General features: G+C 62.7%; 12 protein-coding genes. 2 read left to right on the top strand and 10 right to left on the bottom strand.

The window, feature by feature from the left end:
• Positions 1-9: 9 nt before the first annotated feature.
• Together C0Z18_RS24270 and C0Z18_RS24265 are read right to left on the bottom strand one after the other, a co-directional pair.
• Positions 10-642 (bottom strand): arylsulfatase, encoded by a 633-nt coding sequence (locus C0Z18_RS24270; protein WP_102648002.1) that lies wholly within the window; start codon positions 640-642, stop codon positions 10-12.
• A 154-nt stretch (positions 643-796) separates the two neighbouring features.
• Positions 797-1,876, bottom strand: a complete 1,080-nt coding sequence (locus tag C0Z18_RS24265; protein WP_102648089.1) for an alcohol dehydrogenase catalytic domain-containing protein — start codon at positions 1,874-1,876, stop codon at positions 797-799.
• Positions 1,877-1,974: 98 nt separating this feature from the next.
• On the opposite strand from C0Z18_RS24265, the gene C0Z18_RS24260 reads away from it, so the two are divergent.
• Entirely contained in the window at positions 1,975-2,766 is a 792-nt protein-coding gene (locus C0Z18_RS24260) for a helix-turn-helix transcriptional regulator (protein ID WP_456300768.1), read from the top strand.
• A gap of 30 nt (positions 2,767-2,796) precedes the next feature.
• On the opposite strand, the gene C0Z18_RS24255 is transcribed toward C0Z18_RS24260, so the two are convergent.
• The 4 genes from C0Z18_RS24255 to C0Z18_RS24240 form a co-directional block, all read right to left on the bottom strand.
• Positions 2,797-3,633, bottom strand: a complete 837-nt coding sequence (locus tag C0Z18_RS24255) for an ABC transporter permease (RefSeq protein ID WP_102648088.1) — start codon at positions 3,631-3,633, stop codon at positions 2,797-2,799.
• Between the two features lie 82 nt (positions 3,634-3,715).
• Positions 3,716-4,981, bottom strand: a complete 1,266-nt coding sequence (locus C0Z18_RS24250) for an ABC transporter permease (RefSeq protein WP_102648087.1) — start codon at positions 4,979-4,981, stop codon at positions 3,716-3,718.
• 156 nt (positions 4,982-5,137) lie between these two features.
• Positions 5,138-6,199 carry an ABC transporter substrate-binding protein gene (locus tag C0Z18_RS24245; protein ID WP_408647113.1) on the bottom strand — a complete coding sequence of 354 codons (1,062 nt, stop codon included), beginning with the start codon at positions 6,197-6,199 and terminating at the stop codon, positions 5,138-5,140.
• Between the two features lie 88 nt (positions 6,200-6,287).
• A complete protein-coding gene (locus tag C0Z18_RS24240; RefSeq protein ID WP_102648000.1) occupies positions 6,288-7,382 on the bottom strand; it encodes an ABC transporter ATP-binding protein in 1,095 nt (364 codons plus the stop codon).
• Between the two features lie 251 nt (positions 7,383-7,633).
• Between C0Z18_RS24240 and pdxR the strand changes: the two genes are divergently transcribed.
• Complete coding sequence (gene pdxR, locus C0Z18_RS24235; RefSeq protein ID WP_102647999.1) at positions 7,634-9,154, top strand: MocR-like pyridoxine biosynthesis transcription factor PdxR; 1,521 nt, start codon at positions 7,634-7,636, stop codon at positions 9,152-9,154.
• Between the two features lie 85 nt (positions 9,155-9,239).
• Here the strand turns inward: pdxR and C0Z18_RS24230 are convergent, their stop codons facing one another.
• The 4 genes from C0Z18_RS24230 to C0Z18_RS24215 all read right to left on the bottom strand — a co-directional run bounded on the left by C0Z18_RS24230 (position 9,240) and on the right by C0Z18_RS24215 (position 15,846).
• Positions 9,240-11,180 (bottom strand): S53 family peptidase, encoded by a 1,941-nt coding sequence (locus C0Z18_RS24230; RefSeq protein WP_102648085.1) that lies wholly within the window; start codon positions 11,178-11,180, stop codon positions 9,240-9,242.
• Positions 11,181-11,673: 493 nt separating this feature from the next.
• Positions 11,674-12,723 carry a lipase secretion chaperone gene (locus tag C0Z18_RS24225; protein WP_233217465.1) on the bottom strand — a complete coding sequence of 350 codons (1,050 nt, stop codon included), beginning with the start codon at positions 12,721-12,723 and terminating at the stop codon, positions 11,674-11,676.
• Between the two features lie 3 nt (positions 12,724-12,726).
• Positions 12,727-13,833, bottom strand: coding sequence for a triacylglycerol lipase (locus C0Z18_RS24220; RefSeq protein WP_102647998.1), 1,107 nt, complete (start codon positions 13,831-13,833; stop codon positions 12,727-12,729).
• 405 nt (positions 13,834-14,238) lie between these two features.
• On the bottom strand, positions 14,239-15,846 hold the full coding sequence (locus C0Z18_RS24215; RefSeq protein ID WP_233217464.1) for an ABC transporter ATP-binding protein: 1,608 nt from the start codon (positions 15,844-15,846) through the stop codon (positions 14,239-14,241).
• Positions 15,847-16,010 lie beyond the last annotated feature (164 nt).

Raw genomic sequence — 16,010 nt, 5'->3', positions numbered from 1 at the left:
CGGCGCGGATCATCCGGACACGGCTGCGCGCAGCGCACTTTCCGCACTGTGCAGCGGGCGCGGCCCCGCGCGCACGAGATCGGCGGCGGGCGCCATCCACGGATGAGCGAAGGCAACGACCGTCGCCCCGGCCTCGTAGGCTTCGTCGGCGGCATGTGCGACGGCCGCAAAGCATGCGGCAAAATCGGCGCTACCGTAAAGGGTCCATACGTCTGCCACGTGAACGACGTCGACCGATGTGCCGGTCTTCGTAACATTCGCTTCGAACAGCTTCCGATTAGGTTCGACGGTAGACTCGAGCGCGCACAACACGACGATCCTTCCACCCGCTTTTGCCGCAGCGGCAGCGAGCGCTTTATCGGCCCTTATGATGGGAATGACCCGCTCCTCCATCTCATCGACGACGGGCGAGAGCGTCGCGCACGTCACGATAACGACGTCCGATTCGGCCGCGAGATCGGCGATGCAGCGCTTCGTTCTCTCCTTCAATTCGAGCGAGAACGTTCCGGCCTGCTGAACCGCTTCGCGCAAATCGGCGCGCACTTCGTGACGCAGGCCACCCACATCCAGGCCCAGTGCGGTGGCTGCGTCGTCGAAGACGCGCCTATTGCCGTCGATCGTGTGCAAAAGCGAAATGCGCATGCTTCTTTTCCTCCGTGGGTCGATTCGGAACGTCGCGAATCGGGATTCGAATCACCAGGCATTGTTCCGTTGCCGCATTCGCTTAACAAGGCAACCGTTGTTACCGGTATCGCCGATACCCCCCAACGCATTTTCAAGCGCGGAGATGCGGTCCTTACGGCTGAATGACGGTCATCCTAAACGGCCCGGCATGTTCCGCCGCGTGCTCCACGGCTTCGTTCGCGCAATCGAGTGAGAACGTCGTGACGTCGATGTGGTCGAGCGGAAGCAATCCTGAACGAACGAGCGCCGCCATCCGCGGGATAGCGTCGGGCGAACACATCCATTTTCCGCGCACGGTAATGTCGTTGCGCATGATCCACGGATAAGGCAAGTCGAGGCCGTCGCCGCCGAGCATGCCCACGCCGCCCATCAAAACGACCCGTCCGTAGGGGCGCACCGTCATCAATGCGGCTCGTACCGCAGTGGTCGGCGCCGACGGCGGCAACAAATCCAGCACGCAATCGATCGGGCCGGGGGCCGCCTCTCGCATCCGCTCGCGGTCTTCCTCCTCATTCCCCGATAGCTTGACCGTCCGCACGCGCTCGCCGAATCGGCGCTGTAGATCGTCGAGCACGCGTTCGTTACGCCCAGGGGCGACGACGCAACCCGCGCCCATCGCAAGCGCGACCGCGACGCCGGCACTGCCGAAGTTTCCGGTGGCGCCGCTCACGAGCAACGTTTCGCCGGCTTGAAACGATGCGGCGAGGAGCCCGCCGTACGGCACGAGCATGACCGTCAGCGCGCACCAGCGCGCTGCCTGCTCCGGTTCGATATTGCCGATACGTATCGCGTTTTCCGTCGGAACGCGAATCTGTTCGGCGAATGCGCCGTCGTGGTAATACCGGTGCAGACGCAGCCCGCCCTCGCCGCGCGCGCTCCAGCCTTGCAGCGTAATGTCGGGCATCGACGCATCGTCGCGCGATCGCACGGTCGGATCGCAAAACACCCAATCGCCCACCTTCAGACGCGTTGCGTCGGGTCCGCTCGCCCTGACGCGTCCGATCGCGCCGCAGCCCGGCACGAGGGGAAGTTCGATCGGATAGCGGCGCTCGCCGCTGAACACTTCGTTCGCGTAGGGCAGCACCGGGGCGGCAACGACATCCACGATCGCTTCGCCCGAGCGCATCTCGGGGTCTGCGATGTGGTCGATCGCGAGCGGCTGGCCCAGGGATTTCAGTACGGCTGCTTTCATCGTATGCTCCGTCGGTAGGGGTTGCATGAGACCATTTTGGCAGCCGCGGGATTCGTAGCCAGGCCTGGTACTATCCTAGGATTGCTTGATACCACCGAGTGAGATCGCACGTGACCGAGTCGAGGCGCAGTGAGTTTGGAGAATTCCTACGTTCGCGCAGGGAAAAACTGGCGCCCGATCCGCGCATGCTCAAAACGGGGCGGCGGCGGCGCACACCGGGCTTGCGTCGCGAAGAAGTCGCCGAACTGGCGGGCATCGGCGTGGATTGGTATGTGCGGCTCGAGCAAGGCCGGACGGTCAGTCCATCCGAGGCCACGCTGGATGCGCTCGCCCAAGCGCTGCGGCTCAATAAAGCGGAGGCCGCGCATCTGCGAACCCTTGCCTCGGGCGACGATCGGCGCTCCTTCGTGCCCGAGCGCGTCCCGCCCGCTGTCGTGCGGATGATCTCGCGGATTTCGCTGCCGGCCTACGTCACCGGACGACGATGGGACATCCTCGCCTGGAACAAGGCGGCACAGGATTTGTTCGGTTTCGGCCGCGTGGCGCCGGCGAATCGCAACGTGCTGGTCTATATGTTCACGGAACCGAACGCGCAGCAATTGTTCGACGCGACTTGGGCCGATGAAGCGCGCCGGATGATCGCGCTCTTTCGCGCGACATACGACGTTCATGCGAACGACCCGGCATTCGTCGAATTGGTGGAGCAATTGCGGGCGGCGAGTTCTTCGTTCGCCAAGTGGTGGAAAGCGCACGACGTGCGCGGTCCCGCCTCGGGGCATAAGGTGCTCGTGCATCCGAAACGGGGCGTGCAACGCTATGAGTACGCTACGTTTCAAGCGAACGACGACCCGGCGCTGAAGTTGGCGATCTATACGCCGGCGGGAGAATAAGCCGCTAGAAAAGGTCAATACCGCCTGATCTCAAGCAACCGCGCGCGCCGCGTTTCTTCCACGCAGCCATTCCAATGCCAGCAGTAACCCCGTCGAAAACAGAATCAATATCGTGGCGAGCGCGGCGATGGTCGGCGTAATGTTCTCGCGGATGCCGGTGAACATCTGACGCGGCAGCGTCGTTTGGTCGGCCCCCGCGAGAAACAACGTCACCACCACTTCGTCGAACGAAGTAGCGAATGCGAACAACGCACCGGAAATGACGCCCGGCGCGATGACCGGCAACGTAATCCGGAAGAACGTACGAGTCGGATTGGCCCCGAGCGAGAGGCTGGCCCGAACGAGGTTGCCGTCGAATCCTTGCAAGGTGGCGCCGACGGTCGTGACCACGAACGGCACACCCAGCGCCGCATGCGCCATGATCAGGCCGATATAAGTATTGGCAAGACCGAGCGGCGCGAAAAACAAATACATGCCCACGCCCACCACGATCACGGGCACCACCATCGGCGAAATCAAGATCGCCATCAGAATCGCCTTGCCGCGGAAGTTCGCTTTGGCCAGGCCCAGCGCCGCCAGCGTGCCGAGCACCGTCGCCAAGATCGTGGCCGACGGGGCGACGATAAAGCTGTTCTTCGCCGCCATGCGCCAGGCATCGGAGGTGACCAAATGCTCGTACCAGCGCAACGACCAACTCGGGATCGGATAGACGAGGAACGTGCTAGAGGAAAACGAGAGCGGCACGATCGCCAGTACCGGCAAGATCAAATACAGCAGCGTCAGCACGGCGGCGCCGCGCAACAAGAAATACCACGCGCGTTCGACGAGCGACGTATGCGGTGCGAACAGCGGTTTAGAAAGTTTCATCGTCGGCTCCGGCTCGATGCCCTTCGGGGGCATCGCGGGTCAATCCAATCAACGGGTCGAGAACTGCAAGGCAATCGCGTCGCTATAGGCTCGGCTGCGCTTTCGTAAAGCGGCCGTACACCGCATACAGCACGAGCGTCGCTGCGAGCAGCAGACCGCCGAGCGCGCAGGCCATGCCCCAGTTGATCGTCACGTTCGTGAAGTACGCCACGTAGTAGCTCACCATCTGATCGTTCGGTCCGCCCAGCAACGCCGGCGTGATGTAGTAGCCGATCGCCAGAATGAACACGAGCAACGCGCCCGCGCCGATACCCGGATAAGTCTGCGGCACGTACACGCGCCAAAACGCGGCGAACGGATGACTGCCCAGCGAAACCGCGGCGCGTTGATAGGTCGCCGGAATCGACTTCATCACGCTATAGAGCGGCAAAATCATGAACGGCAACAAAATGTGCGTCATGGAAATGTAGACGCCGGTGCGATTGAACAGCAATTCGAGCGGCGCTTGAATCACGTGCAGATCGAGCAACGTCCGGTTGACGAGTCCCTCCGTCTGCAAGATGACGATCCATGCGGCCACCCGCACGAGAATCGACGTCCAAAACGGAATCAACACGAGGATCATGACCAAGTTCGCGCGGCGTTCGCTCAGCGTCGAAATCCAATAGGCGAGCGGATAGCCAAGCAGCAACGCGGCGAGCGTGACCACCGCGCCGATCACGAACGTGCGGCTGAACACATTCAGATAAATGCGTTGATCGGGGTCGGTTTTCTCGATCCGGCCGAACGCATCTTCTCGATGATCGAGCGAGGCCAGCAGGTAGAACGGGGAATAGCGCGAGCCGTTCTTTGCAATCGCTCGCCAATACGGCAGCTCGCCCCACCGCGCGTCGAGGTCGATCAGCTTCGCGCGCAATTGTTCGGGGGATAGTTTGAGCGGGTGGCTATCGTCGTCGGTGAACGGCAACGCATTGGCCGTTTTCGAAACCAGTGAGTGGAACCCCGGAATCTCCACGTTCAACCGGCGCTCCAAACTGCCCATGATTTGGCCGTCCTGCGTCGCGGCCAAGTCGGTAGCGAGCGCAACGTAGGCCCCCGCCGGCGGTTCGCTCTTGCGATCCCAATGGCTCAATACGGCAGCGGTTTTAGGCAGCGCGTCGGCCACTTCGGGGTTTTGCACCGCCCGTGTCAGCAGCGCCGCAATCGGCACGACGAAAATCAAGAACAGAAAAATCGCAAGCGGTGCAATCAAGAGCAGCGCCGTCAGTCGCTTGCGTGCGTGTGCCGCTTTCAACTCGCGCTTTAAAGTCGCGGTCGATGCGTCGCTCGGCTCGCCCGGTATCGTCATCGTTTGCACGCTCATCTCCTGCATTGCCCCCACCCTGCCCTTATCCTTCTCGCGGTGTGCCGCCCGGCTTTTGAAGCGGGCGGCGCCGCGTGCTGTTACTCGGCCACACCGGCAGTCGCACCGGCATGGCCGCTACCACCTAAACGCGCGGCGACGTTACTTCGACGCCCACGAAGTAAAACGCTGCTCGAGCTCGTCGCCGTAATCGGTCCAGAACGCCGCATCTTGCAAGACGGCGTTCTTCCCGTTGGCCGGCGAATTCGGCAGGTTCGACAGCGTCTTCGCATCGAGCGACTTGATCGCATCGCGATTCGCGGGTCCGTAGGCGATATGCTGCGCATAGACCTGTTGCGGCTTGGACGACACCGAATAAGCAATGAACTGCTCGGCCAACGCCTTGTTGGGCGAACCCTTCGGGATGACCCAGTAATCGAGGTCGTAGATGCTGCCGTTCCAAACCACCTTCAGGTTCTTGCCTTCACGTTGGGCGGCATCGATACGGCCGTTGAACGCGGACGACATCACCACGTCGCCGGCCACCAGGAATTGCGGCGGCTGTGCGCCCGCTTCCCACCATTGGATGTTCGGCTTCAGTTCGTCGAGCTTCTTGAACGCGCGGTCCTGCCCGGCCTTCGTCGCCAGTACTTTGTAGACGTCCTTCGGGGCAACGCCGTCCGCCATCAAGGCGAATTCGAGGTTGCCGCGCGCGCCCTTGCGCAAGGCGCGCTTACCGGGGAATTTCTTCACGTCCCAGAAGTCGGCCCAGCCCGTGGGCGCCGTCTTCAGCTTGTCGGCGTTATAGGCGATCGCCGTGGACCATACGAAAAAGCCCACGCCGCAGGTGCGCGGCGACTCGGGAATCAATTCCGACTTCTTGGCGATCTTCGACCAGTCGAGCTTTTCATAGAGGCCTTCGTCGCAGCCGCGGCCCAAATCGCCGGATTCGACTTCGACGACGTCCCAGTTCACATGCTTGGCTTCCACCATGGCCTTGATTTTGGCCGTTTCGCCGTTGTACTCGACAGCGGTCACCTTGTCGCCCGTCTTCTGTTCGAACGGCTGGTAGTAGGCAACCTTCTGCGCATCGGCGTTGGCGCCGCCGAAATTGACGACGGTCAGCTCGGCAGCCGACACGCCGGCCGCGCCGAGCATCGTGAGTGCACAAGCGCCGGCTACCCGCGCGGCAGTGCGACGCATCGTGATGGTGTTCGTCTTCATCTAGGCTCTCCTCAACGTGGATCTTCGTGGGTCTTCGTGGGTCTTGCGGGGGCTAACGGGACTATTTGTTCGATGTAAGCGCACGCATTCACGCGAAAACGCGCAAATGCTCGGGGGCGAACTCCAATGCGACGGGCACGCCCGGCACGTAGGTGTCGAGTGCTTGGGTACTCAGGGGCACCTTGACGAAACATTCGTCTTGTTGCGGCAGCGCGCAGCGCATGCGCACGTGATCGCCGTAATAGATGAGTCCGCGCACTTCGCTCGCAAGCGCGTTGCCGCCTTGCCGCTCGCCCGCTTCGGTCGATAGACGCAACCGTTCGGGACGAATGCAGGCCACGGCGGGCGTCCCTGCCCGCGCACCGGCCACGTTGCGGCCCACGACATGCGTGCCGTCGCTCAAGCGCAGGCGGCAAAACTCTCCGTCCACATCGGCGATCGTGCCGCGCAAGCGGTTGCTGTCGCCGATGAAGTTCGCGACGAATTCATTGCACGGCGTTTCGTAGAGGCGGTCCACCGTGTCGAGCTGCTGCACGATGCCTTTGTCGAACACGGCAACGCGATCGGACATCGTCAATGCTTCGCCCTGATCGTGCGTCACATAGACGAACGTCACCCCGAGCTTCTCGTGCAGCGCCTTGAGTTCGTATTGCATATGCTCGCGCAACTGCTTATCGAGCGCGCCGAGCGGTTCGTCCATCAGCACGAGCTTCGGCTCGAATACCAGTGCGCGCGCAAGCGCGATCCGCTGTTGCTGCCCGCCCGACAGTTGCGACGGATAACGCTTGGCGAAACCTTCCATGCGCACCATCTTCAGCGCTTCGGCCACCCGGTGGGCGCGCTCGGCGGCGCCTAGGTTGCGTACCGTCAGCGGATAGGCGACGTTCTGTTCCACCGTCATGTGCGGAAAGAGCGCGTAGTTTTGGAACACCATGCCGATGTTGCGCTTATGCGGCGGCACCGTGTTGAGCAGTTGGCCGTCGAGACGAATCTCCCCGCCGGTGGGGAATTCGAAGCCGGCCAGCATCATCAGACAAGTGGTCTTGCCCGAACCGGACGGCCCCAGCAACGTCAAAAATTCGCCCTGATAAATGTCGAGGTCGAGCGATTTGACGACGAGCGTTTCCCCGTCATACGTCTTTCGCACGCCGCGAAAGCTCACGATCACCTGATCCGTCTTCATCGTCCGTTGTCTCCGTTTCGCCTTGAGCGGCGCTCGAGCGTTCGCCGAGGCCCCACGCTGCGCTCGATCGCAAGCACCGCTCGCGCTCGGCACAATGATTTCAGCGCTTACATACCACGCCTCGCTCCGCAGTCCGCGGTTGCGAGGATTGGCTCCATCGACGAGCGAGCTCCGCACCGCAGTTGCAATCCAATATAATCGGTCACGGTTCCACGCAACGGAACCATTTCATTATTCCGAAGGGAACCACTTTGGATACGATCATTCTGTCGGACTGGCTCGCGGCCAGACTGGAACGCGGCGCGGCCGAGCCGATGTACCGCCAGGTGCTGCGCCTTGTGCAGCAGGCCATCCTGACAGGCCAACTGGCTCCCGGCACGAAGTTGCCGAGTTCGAGAATGCTGGCGGACGATCTCGATATCGCACGCAACACGGTTCTGCGCGTATATGACCAACTGACGGCCGAAGGTTATGTGCTCTCGACCACGGGCAGCGGCACTTATGTAGCCGACACGCGTCCGGACGCGAGCGCGGTTCGGCCCCGGTGCGCGCCGCGCGCGAACGAGCCGAGCAAGCCGCGCGAAGCGCTCGCTCAGCAAAGTCTGTCGGCGCGCGGCCGGCGTCTGATCGGACGCGCGGGCGTGGCGCCCAAGCAATGGGGCGCCTTTATGCCGGGCGTGCCCGACGTCACCGAATTTCCCGCCCGTACCTGGAGCCGCTTGCAAGCGCGGCTATGGAAAGAGGCGAACCCCGACTTGCTGACCTACTCTCCCGGCAGCGGCTACCGGCCGTTGCGGCGCGCATTGTCGGATTATTTGCGCGTGGCGCGGTCGGTCAAATGCTCTCCCGATCAAATCATCATCACGACGGGTATTCATCAATCGATGGACCTTGCCGTTCGGCTATTGGCCGACGTCGGCGATCGCGCCTGGGTGGAGGAGCCGTGTTACTGGGGTGCGCGCAGTGTGCTGCAAGCGGCGGGGCTCGAACTCGATCCGATGCCTGTGGACAACGAAGGGTTGAATCCGCGCGGGCCCGCGCTCTCGGCGCCGCCGCGCATCGCGGTCGTCACGCCGTCGCATCAATATCCGCTCGGCATGGTGATGAGTCTTGCCCGTCGCCGGACGTTGCTCGAATACGCGCGTCAGCACGGGGTATGGATCGTCGAGGACGATTACGACAGCGAGTTTCGCTACGGCAGCCGCCCGATCGCCTCGCTGCAAGGACTCGATGAAGCGGGACGGGTCATTTATGTCGGCAGCTTGGGGAAGATCTTGTATCCGGGCCTGCGCATCGGGTATATGGTCGCCCCGGAGCATCTGGTGGATACGTTCCGCACGGGCGTGGCCGAACTCTATCGCGAAGGCCAACTGATGCACCAAGCGGTGCTGGCCGAGTTCATCATGGACGGCTATCTGACATCGCACGTGCGCCGCATGCGAACGATGTACGGTGAGCGCCGCCAAATCCTTATCGATGCGATCACCGCCCGCTTCGGCGACGCGCTGCCGGTCATGGGCGACGAAGCGGGCCTGCACTTCGTGCTCGGCTTGCCCGACGGCACCGATGACCGAGCCATCACGTCCGCGGCTTTCGAAGCAGGCGTGATCGTGAGGCCGCTCTCCACTTACTACAGCCACGAGGACGCAGCGAAGACGGGCCTGCTGCTCGGCTACGCGTGCGTGCCGCATGAGCGGATCGGCCCGGCGTTCGATGCGCTGGCTCGTGTCATCGAGCGGCACATCGCGATCGGATCGGCGCGCGCGGCTTGACCCGCTTGACCCGCTTGACCCGCTTCGTCCGGCCGCGGACACGCGTTGCGCGGTGCCCGCGGAGCGGTTTCGAACACGCGATCCGTCAATACGTCGCGCTCAGCTTGGAAAACTGCAGGCTGCCGAAACCCGTGTCGTGGTCCCACCCGGTCGCCGGCTTATAGCCGTACTGGCCATAGCCGTTGTTGCTGGAGGCGGTCACGTCGCGCACGAGCGCCTTATTGCTCGATAGCTTCCTATACAAGCACGAAGTCGGCAGACCGATGACGTTGTTGTGCGCCGACTCGATCCGCGCAAAACCACCCACGAAAATCGGCGACGACAGGCTCGTGCCGCCCACCTGCTGGTCTGCCTGGCCGCCGATGACGATCAGCGCCCCCGTACTCGAGGCAGCATCGAATGCCACATCGGGCAACGCCCGCTTCTTCACCGCCGAACCGAGCACCGCCGTTTGCCACGCGGGCACCGCCTCGTACGAACTCACGCCGCCACCCGTCGCCCAGATGCGGGCGGCATTATCGGCCGGGTTGCCGAAGAAATCGAGATCGGCATAGGCCGCGCCTTCGTTCCACACGGTCTCGCCGGCCCAGGTCGTCCTGTTCGTCGTCGCGAGCGTCGTGCCGCCGACCGCGACCACATAGGGCGAACTCGCCGGCCACGACACGCTGTACTTCGTCATCGGAATCGTCGTGGTGATCGCCGTGCCGCTGCCGTTGTAATTGCCGATGAATCCCGGGGCGCCTTGCGGCGAGTAGGACCATTGATAGACGCCCGCATCGCCGGAGGCGATCGAGAAGATCTGGCCCTGTGCCGCCGCCTGCTTGAACGCGGCGTCGTTCGCCTTGAGCGAGCCGTCCGCGTATGCGGCCGCTTCGTCTTCGCCGAGCGACACGTTGATGAGCTTCGCCTCGTTACGCGTCGCCACCGTGTTGTAGGTCTGCGTCAACGTGGCATCGGTCAAGCCACTGTCGCTGCTGTCGCCATTGATCGCCGCGTAGAAAACGAGCTTTTTCACGCCGCCCGAGACGCCGACGATGTCCTGGCTATCCAAGTCCCATTCGGCCGGATCGCCGTCGTCGGCGAGCGTGCCCTGGCCGCCCGGCACCACGGCCGTGTTGACCGTCGGCAAACCGGCGCTTTGCGTGAATTGCTTCAGGTCCGCGATCGTTTGGGTCATATCGCCCCAGGTGACGATGCCGACCGTCGTTTTCGTCGCGGGCGGCAGGCCGCTCGCGCCGTAGATCTGCGCGAAATCGGTGGGCTTGTGGCCCACCTGCTGACCGGAAAGCATTTGCGCGGCATGGTCTTGCTCGCCGATCAACGCGCTCGGGGGCAACAGACGATGGATCAGCCGGTGCGGCACTTCCGCGTTTTGCAGACCCAACACGGCCTGCACCGCGCCGCCGAGTTCACCCGGCACTTGAGCGGGGGCATCGTTGCCGTAGACCGATTTGCCGCGATAGTTGAAACGTTTGAGGGTCACGTTGAAGGCGCCGCGCGCATTCTCGACGTTGCCTTCGGCGGAAATCAGCTTGTTGTTTTCCGAAACCGAGATGTTGCCGAAGCCGTTCGCCCGCAGGTGCGCGACCACGGCTTTCACCTGCGCTTGCGTCGGAGCGAAACGCTCGTTGAATTCGGCGGTGGTCAAATACCGCTGATAGTTCGCGCTTCCGGGCTCGCTCTGCTCCCGCAACAGCGCATCGAGCCCCGCCTCGTCGCGGCCCTTCAGCACCACCACGATATGCAATGGCTGGCTCACTTCGAGCGGCGTCACTTTCGTATCGGTCAGTGCCGGCATACCGGAAACGTTGAGTGCGTAGCCGGTCGGCGCCGCAACGCTCGTATCGGGGCGAACGCCGGCCGTGCGCTGCGCACCGGGAAGCAAAAACGCGCTCGTCGCCGTCGATACCCAAGACGTCGCCGCTTGTGCGCTCGACGGCAGTTGCGCAAGCGCGATCGCAAGAGGAAGCGCTGCCAATGAAAAACGCTTGAAAATCATGGAATCGGTTTTCTTATTCTTCGACATGAGAAACTCCGCGGTTCTTTTTGAAAAACCCGGCGGCATGGCTTATGGCACTAGCTCCGGGATTCGATGATGTGCGGCCGATGAATAATCGAATTTTTTCGCGCGATTTATGGCGACATCGAGCCCTCCCATGTGCAAATGGAATGAACGTCGGACGTCCTGCGAGCAGCCGCTGGGCTGCCCGCGTGAGACCACCTGGCCGGGTGGAGCAAGAACCGGCCCTTCGATGGGACGATGCCGATGAGACCGACTGGTTAGTAGGGCGCGCGGGTACTAGAAATCATTTGTTCCGCGTGAACATAGCAGCCGAAAATTCAACAGTCAAACCGAATACGCGGCGATAAGCATCCGCGAATTTCATTGATAAGCATTTGTAGAAGATGACGGCCCGAAGCTGTAAATACCGGTTTGTTTTTATGCGATATGGCATCGCGGGCTGAAAGCGATGGGAATACCCCAGCCGGGGCAAGGGGCACCCCCATACCCGTGCGGCTTACCGCCCCGCCCCACGATCCAACGACGCCGCGCGAAGTGCCTGCCCGGGATCGGCGAATACCCGCTGCCTGAGCTGCGCGACTTGCGCCTCGCGCTCGGCCGGCGATAGGCCCATCGCGTCGATGCGCTCGCGCTGCACGGTGTAGTCGGCATATTTCGCATGCCACGCGTCATCGCTTTGCTGCATCTTCACGATGCGTTCCGCCGCTTGGGGCCCGAATTCCTGCGTAGCCTTCGCTCGCAACTGATCGAGCGTCATCCCTTGTTGCTCGAGCGTCGCTACGGCTTGAATGCGCGCCTGAGCGTCTTCGCTTTTCTCTAGGGCGGCGCGCTCCCGAGGCGGCAAGCTTTGCGCGAGCGCTTGCAGGCGCGCCGCCTTTTGCGCCTCGCTCAAACTCGAATCGCGCAGCACCCGCCAGCGCTCGATCATGTAATGCGCGTGCCGCCAGTCGGCGCCGAAAAAGGCTTCGCTCCAATCGGCGCCGAGCGTTCGCGTCGCGACCGACGCGCACTCGTCCAGCGAGGATTGCATCGCATCGAGATCGCTCGTGCGAGCGGTGCCGTCCGCCGGCGCCGACGTGGAAAGTTGGCGCAAGCTGCTCATCGCCGCGAGGTAAGCCTCATAGCGTTGCCACGCATCGAGCGCCTCGGGCTGCGCCACCGTGCCGTCGAGTTGCGCCGCGATCTCCCGGCGCACGAGCGCATCGAGCGCCGGGTGCGGCATCTCGTGTTGCGCCGTGAGGAAATAGTCGAAGAACTCGCGTACGCCGCGTGTTTTGCGCAAATGACCGTGGTCATCGAGCGCTAGCCGCGGCGGCGTGGAGCCGTTTAGCGAAACGGGTAGCGAGGGCGCCACCGGGGTGGCACCCGGGCGCGCCGCGTGGGCCGGCAAGGCACCGCTCGCCGCGACGACGGGGTCGGGCGAGCGTGCGCTAGGCGCCCTGGCCGGCGCATTGAAAAACCAGATCGCGGTAGCGGCGGCGGCACCGGCTAGACCGAACAGCGCGAGCGTACCCGCGGTCTTCTTTGCATCGGCAGGGCGCATCATGAGTTACAGCCCCTGAACTTTCAGCCGGTTGGCATGCGCGCGAATCACCGCGAGCGGGTCTTCCGCATTTTGACCCAGCACGCCCAGCACTTGATTGATTTCGTCGACGTGATCCCAGTGATAGCTCGTGCTCAAGACTTGACCGAAGAGCGCGCTACACACCGATACGAGCCCGTCGTTCGGACCCGAGTTCCGATTGACCATGATCGTCCCGGAACCGTACAGCGTCACCGTGGACGGATCTTTGATATTGGCCGGATCGAGCGGTCCCGATACGCTCGTGTCGCTCGCGCCCTGCAACCCGAGCGCGGACCATGTCGGCTGAATCGCGCTGCCCGCCCACGAATACAGGTAATGCACGTTGCCGTTGACGGTCTCGGTCGCAGCGCCCGTCTGGCACGAGCCGGGAGCGCCGAGGCCGGCGCTCGGCACGGCTTGGTTGTACTGAGCCGCCCCCGACGTGGTCAGCGCGGTCAATGCGGCGATCGCGTCTTGATTCGTGTTGAAGTTGCTGCTGAAGAGCGTACCGAGCAGATTGGCGAACTTCGCGATCAACGGCTCGGCCAAACCCGTCGGGTCTTTCGCGAGCACGCCGGCCACGTAATCCGCGAATTCGGAGCCACGATGCGGCGTGCCGATCGTCGTCACCGATGCGACTAGGTCGGGCGCAACCGCGGCGACGTATCGCACCGTCAGTCCGCCTTGGCTGTGGCCGATGAGGTTCACCTTTTGCGCTCCCGTTGCCGCGAGCACTTGCTGCACGTAGGCCAGCAATTGCTCGCCGCGTCCGTTCGGCCCCAGATCGCCCTGGAAGCCCGATAGGTTCGCCACATAGACATTGGCGCCATGCGCTTCGAGATCGCTTGCCACGCCGTACCAGTAGTCGAGCACGTTCGCATAGCGATCGGTGCCCGAGAGCCCGTGCACCAGCACGATCGGATATTGCGTCGCGGCGTAATCGTCCACCGCCGGCCCCGTATCCGCCATGGCGGCACTCGGTTCGGCAAGCGCAAGAACCGCGGCGGAACTGGCGAATCCCGCTAATGAGGCGCTGCCGAGGGCGAGCGCCGCCAAACTACTCATTATTTTCTTCTTGAACGTCCTAGCCATGCTATTTCCTCCAATTCCATTTAAATGAAATGTCGAATAGAAATTCATACGGCGTTTTAAACACAACCGCGATGGAACCCTTGCTGCAGGCGCCACACGGCGCATTGGAGTGAAGCATCAAATTACGCTGGACGTAAGGGAAATCATTCAATTAGAAAAGTGTCACTAATCTGAATAAACCGTTATGTACGACGTTTTTTCATTTCCATTACATGAAAACCGCATTAACACGGATTACGATTTTTATCCATTGATTAAAGATTCGCATAACACCTCGCTACCAAATCCAGGAGGGTAATTTTCCGCATCTCGTCTTTGATCCGATGCGGACGAAAAAAAAGCTGGGTCCGTTCACCACGGACCCAGCCCTTGAACCGCTATTTTCTACTAGCTCGCCCGGCTCGCTCAGGCGACGTCGATCGCGGCCGCCACGGCGCGATGGGACTCGGCCGTCAAACCCTTCGTCAACTCGAGCGCCTGCCGCTCGAACAAGCGTCGATACAAGCCGCCATCGAGCCGGATCAACGCCTCGTGATTGCCTTCTTCGACGATACGGCCCTTGTCCAGCACGAGCAGTCGATCGAGCGAGCGAACCGTCGACAGCCGATGCGCGACGACCAACGTGGTGCGCCCTTGCATCAACCGCTCCATGGCTTGCTGAATCGACGCTTCGCTTTCGCTATCGAGGCTCGACGTGGCCTCATCGAAAATGAGCACCGGCGCATCCGCCAAGAAAGCACGCGCGATTGCCACGCGTTGACGCTCGCCACCCGAGAGCTTCACGCCGCGCTCGCCCACGAGCGTGTCATAGCCGTTCGGCAGCGACATGATGAACTCGTGCGCGTTGGCGAGCCTTGCGGCGCGTTCGATTTCGACCTGCGAGGCGCCCGGGCGCGCATAAGCGATGTTCTCGGCCAGCGAACGATGAAACAAAAGCGGCTCTTGCTGCACGATCGCGATTTGCGAACGCAGCGAGGCTTGCCGGACGTCGGCGATGTTTTGCCCGTCGATGGTGATGGCGCCCTCCGAGACGTCGTACAAGCGTTGGATCAGCTTGATGAACGTCGTCTTGCCCGAGCCCGAATGTCCGATCAAGCCCACCCGTTCGCCCGGCGCGATCCGTACGGAGAAATCGGCGTACAAGGGCTCGGCGTGCGCGTCGTAGCGGAACGTCACGTGCTCGAAGCGGATCTCGCCGCGCTCGACGACGAGCGAACCCGCACCGGGCTTGTCGTCGATGCCGAGCGGTTGCCGCGTCAATTGCGCCAGCTCTTCCATATCGTTCACCGACCGCTGCAATTGACGCACGAGCATGCCGACGTCGCGCAGATAACCTTGCAAGACCAAGAACATCGTCAACGAAAATGCGAGGTCGCCCACGCCGGCCCGGCCCTCGAGCCACAGCACGAGTCCCACGCCGAGCATGGCGGCTTGCATGAACGCGAGCATGACGTTTTGCAGGCTACCGTTGAACGTACCGCGCACCCACGCACGGCGCGTGCGATGGCGCCACTTGCCGATCACGCGCGACAAACGCTGCTCTTCGCGCAACTCCGCGCCGAATGCCTTGACCACGGGATTGCAAGTTACGGCGTCGGCGAGCGCGCCGCCCATGCGCGTGTCCCACGCATTGCCAAGCCGCGCGGCGGGCGCGACCACGCCGATCGTCAACGCCACGGTCGTGCCGATGTACAGCACCGCGCCCACGCCGACGACGGCACCCATGATCGGCCAGTGCATGCCGAGCAAGATCGTCGCGCCGACCAGCATGACGACGGACGGCAAGAGGCCGAGCAGCAGCGTGTCGTTGAGCATGTCGAGCGCCCACATACCGCGCGTGATCTTGCGCACGGTGGAGCCGGCGAAGCTGTTCGCATGCCAGTCGGTCGACAAGCGCTGCACGCGATGGAACGCGTCGCCCGCGATTTCGCTCATCATTCGCAGCGTCAGCGCGATGATGCCGGCGTACGTCAGGTAGCGCAAAACGGCACTGCCGAGCGCGAGCGCGATCATCGCCGCGAACGATTGGAGTGCGCCGTGCAGTGCGCCCTGAACCGCCCCGGGAATCGTGGAGGCTGGTTGGTTTAAGTTGATGCCGGCATTGCAACTGGGTTGCAGAGTTGCCGGTAGTAGTTTGCCTCAGCTTCAGCGGGCGGGATATAGCCGAGCGGTTCCAT

Origin of the sequence: Trinickia dabaoshanensis (assembly GCF_002879885.1) — a bacterium.
Taxonomy (GTDB): Bacteria; Pseudomonadota; Gammaproteobacteria; order Burkholderiales; family Burkholderiaceae; genus Trinickia; species Trinickia dabaoshanensis.
Note: the sequence above shows the minus strand (reverse complement) of the source record. Positions and strands in the feature narration are given on the sequence as shown.